The sequence below is a fragment of the Catenuloplanes japonicus genome (assembly GCF_000717135.1).
Classification (GTDB): domain Bacteria; phylum Actinomycetota; class Actinomycetes; order Mycobacteriales; family Micromonosporaceae; genus Catenuloplanes; species Catenuloplanes japonicus.
This window is the reverse complement of record NZ_JNXY01000002.1, coordinates 374,467-381,450: the sequence shown is the minus strand read 5'-3', so window position 1 is coordinate 381,450 and position 6,984 is coordinate 374,467. Positions and strand designations below refer to the sequence as shown.

General features: G+C 72.3%; 7 protein-coding genes. 1 reads left to right on the top strand and 6 read right to left on the bottom strand.

Going from position 1 to position 6,984, the window contains the following annotated elements; all coding sequences use genetic code 11:
* Positions 1-212: 212 nt before the first annotated feature.
* The 6 genes from OP04_RS48355 to OP04_RS05710 form a co-directional block, all read right to left on the bottom strand.
* Positions 213-464, bottom strand: coding sequence for a GNAT family N-acetyltransferase (locus OP04_RS48355; RefSeq protein WP_198153727.1), 252 nt, complete (start codon positions 462-464; stop codon positions 213-215).
* Entirely contained in the window at positions 461-652 is a 192-nt protein-coding gene (locus OP04_RS54515) for a hypothetical protein (RefSeq protein WP_198153726.1), read from the bottom strand. Before OP04_RS54515 ends, OP04_RS48355 begins: the two co-directional genes overlap by 4 nt.
* A complete protein-coding gene (locus OP04_RS05725; RefSeq protein ID WP_033338375.1) occupies positions 649-870 on the bottom strand; it encodes a winged helix-turn-helix domain-containing protein in 222 nt (73 codons plus the stop codon). Before OP04_RS05725 ends, OP04_RS54515 begins: the two co-directional genes overlap by 4 nt.
* A 306-nt stretch (positions 871-1,176) precedes the next feature.
* Entirely contained in the window at positions 1,177-2,730 is a 1,554-nt protein-coding gene (locus OP04_RS05720; protein ID WP_033338374.1) for a pectate lyase family protein, read from the bottom strand.
* Positions 2,731-2,843: 113 nt separating this feature from the next.
* A complete protein-coding gene (locus OP04_RS05715) occupies positions 2,844-4,502 on the bottom strand; it encodes a hypothetical protein (RefSeq protein ID WP_157239322.1) in 1,659 nt (552 codons plus the stop codon).
* A 72-nt stretch (positions 4,503-4,574) separates the two neighbouring features.
* Positions 4,575-5,762 (bottom strand): citrate synthase family protein, encoded by a 1,188-nt coding sequence (locus OP04_RS05710; protein WP_033338372.1) that lies wholly within the window; start codon positions 5,760-5,762, stop codon positions 4,575-4,577.
* 67 nt (positions 5,763-5,829) lie between these two features.
* Here OP04_RS05710 and OP04_RS05705 point away from each other — a divergent pair, with 67 nt between their 5' ends.
* On the top strand, positions 5,830-6,921 hold the full coding sequence (locus tag OP04_RS05705) for a citrate synthase 2 (RefSeq protein WP_033338371.1): 1,092 nt from the start codon (positions 5,830-5,832) through the stop codon (positions 6,919-6,921).
* The last annotated feature ends 63 nt before the right edge of the window (positions 6,922-6,984 follow it).

Below are 6,984 nucleotides of genomic sequence, written 5' to 3'. Positions count from 1 at the left end.
ACCCGCCACCACCCACGCCCGGAGGACGACAAAACCGGCCGCACCACCATCATCCACAACCACAAATGGGCAACAGAGTCGCTCCCGCGGGCAAACCTCGCCGTACGCCAAGACTCCGCTAACGCTCCGCTTGCCTCCCGGCATCGGAGCCGGTGCCGCGCGGCGCGGGGAAGAGCACCGTGCTCGCGATTCCCGGCTCGCCGCCGGAACCGTCAGCGCGTCAACCGGTAGTGCTGACGCGCACCGCCCTCGGGGCCGGGCGCGAGTGGCTCGCCGGGCGTGAACCCGAGGCGCTCCCAGAAGTGCCGGGCCTGCGCGCCGGGGTGGTCCGCGCCGAACGTGACGACCTCGACCGGGCCGGTCGTCTCGTGCAGGAGGTGGGCGAGCAGGGCGCGGCCGACGCCGGTGCCGCGGGACGGCGCGGCGACGACCAGCCAGTGCACGTGGACGACCGGGGGTTTCACGCCGTAAAGGAGGCCCCGGTAAGCGTGCCGCCGGACTCGGCGACCAGGGCGGTCGCGCGGGCGATGGTGCGGTGCAGGGCGGCGTGGAAGGCGGGGTCGGCGACCATCGGGCCGAACAGGTGCTCCACCTCGGCGGCCAGTGCGAGCAGCCCGTCGATGTCATGTGGATCGGCGGCGCGAACGGTCACGAACGGTCGACGACGTAGCGCGCCTTGCCCTGGTGGCCCTCGATCAGGCCCTCGCGGGTGAGCAGCGTGACCGCCATGTAGACGGCGTTGTTGCCGACACCGTAATGCTCCTGGAGCTTGCGGGTGGACGGCAGTTCGTCGCCCGGCTTCAGCTCACCGGCCTCGATCTGGCGGCGGATGTCCGCGGCGACCCGCTCGTAGTTCGGTACACGTGGCATCGATGTGACTCCTACCTAGCTGGCAGGGTCCATGAGACCACGTGTGCGGTTACCGCGACAAGTGCCACTCGATCGTGTGAGTTGCTCGACTTACCGCACTTACCGCGTTAAGTTTCTTCCCGTGACACCTGGCTGGCACCTGGTCGTCACGACCCGGGCCGGCATCGCACCGAGCGGCGATGCCGGCCCACCCGCCCTGTCGACAGAGCAGAGGGAGGCGATGTCCGAGCGGTGATTCGGCCATGATCCGCTCGCGAGGGAGAGGGTCTGGCGGGGCCCGCAAGCACCCCGCCAGACCCGCGGCCGTCAGGACGCGTAAGTCTCGAATTCCGCCACGCGTGGCGTACCCGATGCGCCGGTGATCTCGAATGTGATCTTCTTGGCCGACACGGCGGAGAAGGTGATCACGCCTGCCCCGCTGCCGGTCTTCAGTACCGCGCCGGTGTCGCCGTTGAGCACGCGGTACGCCCCGATCAGACCGGTCGCGCCGCTGGCCTCACGGATGTTGATCCGGGAGACGCTGGTCGCGGCCGACCACTTGATCGAGATCGAGCCGGTCGTGGACGCCGGTGACCAGTAGGTGGTCAGGCTGCCGTCCCGCACGTCGCCGTAGCTGGTGCCGCTGGCCTTGCTGGACCCGTCCGCACCCGCGCCGATGCTCAGATTCGTGCCGGACGGCGGCGGCGTCGTGCCACCGGGGGTGGTGGGAACGGGCGTCGTCGGGGCCGGCGTGGTCGGGCCCGCGGTCGGGGACGTCGGGGTGCAGCTGCCGTTCGACACCTGCAGGCCCTTGTTCGCGCCCGCGGTCGCGGTCACCACGTCCGGCACGCAGCTCGCACTGTCCGGCGTGAACGCGTACGGGATGCTGACCGAGGTGGTCGACGTCGGGTTCGGCCCGGCCGGCTTGTGGTCGCTGCTCGCCGCCGACCAGGTCACGTTGTCGAAGATGTTGCCGCTGACCTGCCAGTAGCCGGCCTCGGTGGTGTAGAACGTGCCGAGCACGTCCACCGAGTTCTTGAAGTAGTTGTTGTCCACTTTCGCCTTGGCGCCGGCCCGCGAGTTGATCCCGGACTCGTTCAGGCTCACGTAGTAGTTGTTGTAGATGTGCGCGGTGCCGCCCCGCAGCAGCGGCGTGCGCGAGTCGATGTTCGAGTACGAGTTGTGGTGGAACGTGATGTAGTTGTTCCCGGTGTCGGTCTCGCTCGACCCGATCAGCCCGCCACGGCCGGAGTTGCGCAGGATCGCGTAGGAGAGCGTCACGTACTCCACGTCGTCCTTCAGGTCGAACAGGCCGTCGTAGCCCTCGGACTCGCCGCCGCTGGCCTCCAGCGTGACGTGGTCGACCCAGACGTTGCGGACCGTGCTCTCCATGCCGATCGCGTCGCCGCCGTTCGACGTGGGCGAGCCGGACTTCTTGACGTTCCGTACCGTCACGTTCTGGATGATGATGTTGCTCGAGTCCCGGATGTGGATGCCGAGCTGGTCGAAGACCGCGCCCGACCCGGTCCCGATGATCGTGACGTTGCTGATCTCCTTGAGCTCGATCTTGTCGGCGGCCGTGTTGCAGCTGTCGCCGGAGACCTTGGTGGTGTTGCCGTGGTTGATCGTGCCGGAGACCTGGATGATGATCGGCGTGCTGCTGCTGGCCCGGTTGCACAGCGCGGTGTGGATCGCGGTGCCGGTGCTCGCGGTGACGGTCTGCCCGCCCGCGCCGCCGGTCGTCCCGCCGTTCTGCGTGGCATATCCGGTGACGCCGCCGGTCGCCGCGTTCGCCTGCATCGGCAACGCGACCGCCAGCACACCCCCGATCGCGGTGACGGCGACGGCCGTCCCCAGTCCAAGAGCCGCTCGTGGTTGCATGTGATCCCCTTCTCTGGCCCGTTCCGTCCCCTGGGCGAGGGCCGTCACGGCGCGCGGAAAGCGCTTTCCAGGCAGAATAGAGAGCGGTCGATCGAAATGGCAAGGGGGTGGCGTCAGGACCGCGCGCCGAGCTGCAGTGACCGTGCCTGCCGCGCGGCACGGCGGGTCAGCTCCGCGGCGGGCGGGCCGAGCCGGTCGAGCAGTGGGAGCAGCTCGGACAGGTGGGTGACGGCGTCCGGCCGGCGGCGGGCCAGCATCGTCACGTCGACGGACAGGAGCAGCGTCTGCGCGTACTCCCAGACGGTCATCGGGTCTGTGGGGGTGGCGAGCGCGGCGCGGATCTCGCGGGCGCGCGCGGCCAGCGCGACGGTCTCCGCGAGCAGGCCGGCGTCGGGCGGGTCCTGGGACAGCGTGACCGTTCGTGCGGTGGCAAGGTTGTGCAACGCGGTGCCGAGTCCACGCCGTACCGCGTCGGACCGCGGTGCGGCGGAGCCCCGCGCGATCGCCTCGGTGAGCAGCGCGATCCGCTCCTCGGGGTGCCCGGCCGCGAACGCGATCTCACCCGCGTCGCACAGGTAGGTCAGGGTGTCCGCGAGCCCGTCCCCGTGCTGGGTGGCGAACGCGACGGACAGCCGGGCCGGTTCCAGCGCGCTCTCCGGCCGACCCGCCGCGTGCCGGACCTGGGCCAGCCGCCACAGCGCCCGTGCCAGCACCCGCTCGTGACCGGCGTGCGCCGGCGTGCCCTGGGTCGCCGACTCCAGCGCGGTCGCGTCCGCGACCAGCGTGTCCAGCAGCGGCTCGGCCTCGGCCAGCCGCGCACCCCCGCGCGACAACGCGATCGCCTGCGCCAGCCGCAGTTCAAGACCCTCAAGAGCATCCGGGGGTACGACTCCGCGCCACCGATCCGCATACGACGAGGCGTGCCGCCACGCGCCCGGTCCGGTGTCCGTCGACCGATCCGCCTCGCCGGTCACCATGTGGGTGCGGCGCAGGTCCGCGAGGATGCCGCTGGTGCGTTCCGCGCGTTCCCGGGGTCCGTGATGCCTCCTCAGCACCAACTCCTCCGACCAGGCCGCGTCCGTCAGGTCCGGCCGGTCGACCGCGAGCGCGGCGCGTCCGAGCAGGCTCAGCGCCTCCGCCAGCCGGTCCAGCGCCGGCCCGCCACCCTCTTCGACCGCCGCCGCTCGCTGCACGTCCACCAGCAGCACGGCCAGCGTCATCGTCCCGGCGGCGGCGCGGTCCGCCGAGGCGATCTGCGGCGCGGAGTCCACCAGGATCTGTACCAGGCCGGACAATGCCTCGGCTCGGGCTCCGCGACCGAACGGGCCGGTGATCCGGCGGTCGCGGACCGCGGCCCAGGCCTCCCGCGCGAGTTCCCGTCCGTGGGCGAGGTCACCGGCCGTGGTGACGATCTGGCCGGCCTGTGCGAGTTGGACGACCGCGTCCGCGTGCACGTGATCGTCGAAGCCGTCGTCCGCGTCCGCGATCAGGGATCGGGCCAGCAGCACGGACTCCTCCACGACCGGCCGGGCGTCGTCCGGTGTGCGGCCGAGTGCCAGGTTCACGCTCATCCGCCCCAGCGCGCGCAGCAGGCGGCCGCGATCGGCGCGGGCACCGTGCACGGCCAGGCGGCGGGCCGCGTCGACCGCGCGGGCGGCCGCCTGGGTCGCGGCGGGTCCGGGTCCGTGGCGCGCGGCCGTCTCCTCCGCGACGGCGAGCAGGCGATCGGCTTCGGCGGGCGACGGACCGCGCCGCCAGGGCACTCTCACCATGCCGATCGATGCTAAACGCCGCATCAGAGCACGTCGAGGTACCGAACGGTGAATCGGCGCCGGCCCTTGTGGTCAGAGCGGCGGCAGGCCCGCGTAGCGGCCGGAGGGGCGGAATCGGCTGGGCTGGTCCGCGTACTCCTCGATGGCGTGGGCGATCCAGCCGGCCGTGCGGGCGATCGCGAAGATGGCCTCGCCGGCGTCGGCGGGCATGTCGTGCAGCATGGTGAACGCGGCCAGCGCCAGGTCGATGTTCGGCGCGACGCCGGCCCGGGTGCGCATCGCGTCCGCGACCTCGGTGACCGCGTCCATGACCGGCGACGACTTCTTCAGCAGGCTGAGCAGCACGGTGGCGCGCGGGTCGCCGCCCGGGTAGAGCGGATGCCCGAACCCGGGCACCGCGCCGTCGGTGCGCAGCCGGTCGGAGACGGTGCCGAGCGGGTCGCCGCCGTGCACCGCGGCGGAGAGCATCTCGACCGCGAGCCCGCTGGCGGCGCCGTGCAGCGGGCCGTCCATCACGGCCAGGCCGGCGCCGACGACGGCGTAGGGGTCCGCCCGGGTGGACGCGGCGACGCGGGCCGCGAACGTGGAGGCGGCGAGATCGTGGTCGGCGAGCAGCACCATCGCGGCGTTGAGCGCGAAGATGCCGGGGTCGGTGGGGGGCAGGGTGGTGAGCCTGCTCCACAGCACCGCGGCCAGCGTGTCCTCGTAGAGGTCGGCGAGCTGCGGCAGCGCGGCGACCATGGTGCCGAGGAGGGTGCGGCCGGTGGCGGTGACCGCGGCCGGCGTCGTGTCGAAGCGCAGCCGATCTGCCGCGCCGGCGGCCGCGACGATGATCCTGAGCCGGTCCGTGAGCCGGGCGGACGCGGGCAGCGGCGCGGTGACGGCCTCGGCGAGCGTGCGGAGCGCGGGGTCCGGCTGGAACTGCACGTCCGTCAGCTCGCCGGTCCACAGCAGGCCGGCGACGGTCTCGTAGGTCTTCCGCCGAGCGAGCAGGCCCGCGTCGTACCCCCGGAAGAAGAGGTTGTCGCTGGTGATGAGCGTGATGCCGGTGTGCACGGCGGGGGAGTCGGCGCGCGCGGGCGTGCCACGGGAGCGGGTAGCCTCGAACGCGCGGACGTCGGCCTCCGCGAACTGGCTCTCCTTGCCGTTGGCGTTGCGGCGGCCGGTGAGCAGGCCGCGGCTGACGTAGGCGTAGACGGTCGCGCGCTTCACGCCGAGCCGCCGTGCCACCTCGTCCGTGCTCAACGTACGGTCGTCCATGTGTCCATCTTCTCATGTTGACTGAATCAATATTGACACATGGATGCGTCGGGTTGAAAGTCATCACATGACTACCGTGAAGCCGGGGCTCGCCGGCGTCGTCGCGTTCGACACCGCCATCGCCGAGCCGGATTCCGACGGCGGCGCGCTGCGCTACCGCGGCATCAACGTGGACAAGCTGGTCGGGCGCCAGACGTTCGCGGACGTGTGGGGGCTGCTGGTCGACGGCGACTTCACCGAGCCGCTGGCCGCGGCCGAGCCGTTCGCGCTGCCGGTGCACTCCGGCGACATCCGCGCCGACATCCAGGCCGCGACCGCGATGATGGCGCCCTACTGGGGCCTGCGTCCGCTGATCGACATCGACGACGCGCAGGCCCGCTCCGATCTGGCGCGCACGTCCACGATGATGCTGTCGTTCGTGGCCCAGTCCGCGCGCGGCGTCGGCCTGCCCGCGGTCCCGCAGCGGCGCATCGACGACGGCCGCAGCCTCACCGAGCGCTTCATGATCCGCTGGCAGGGCGATCCGGACCCGCGTCACGTCGAGGCGATCGACCGCTACTGGGTCTGCGCGGCCGAGCACGGCATGAACGCGTCCACGTTCACCGCCCGCGTCATCGCCTCCACCGGCACGGACGTGGCCGCGGCGCTCTCCGGCGCGGTCGCGTCGATGTCCGGGCCGCTGCACGGTGGCGCGCCCTCCCGCGCCCTCGGCATGGTCGAGGCCGTCGAGAAGAGCCAGGACCCGCGGGGGTACGTGCGGGAGCTGCTCGATTCCGGCCGCCGCCTGATGGGCTTCGGCCACGCGATCTACCGCGCCGAGGACCCCCGGGCACGCATCCTCCGGGCCGCCGCGCGCGAGCTGGCCGCGCCGCGCTACGAGGTCGCGCTGGCGCTGGAGGAGGCCGCGCTGGCCGAGCTGCGCGAGCGCAAGCCGGACCGCGTGCTGGCCACGAACGTGGAGTTCTGGGCCGCGATCGTGCTGGACTTCGCGGGCGTCCCGGCGGAGCTGTTCACGCCGCTGTTCACCTGCGCCCGCACGGCCGGCTGGAGCGCCCACATCCTGGAGCAGAAGCGCCTCGGGAAGATCATCCGCCCGTCCGCGGCATACGTGGGCCCGGCCGACCGCGAGCCGTCGAGCGTGGCCGGGTGGCGCGGCTGACCGGCGGGCGTCTCACGCGCTCGACGCGCCGGCCGGCAGCGACCCGAGTGCCGCGACCCGGTT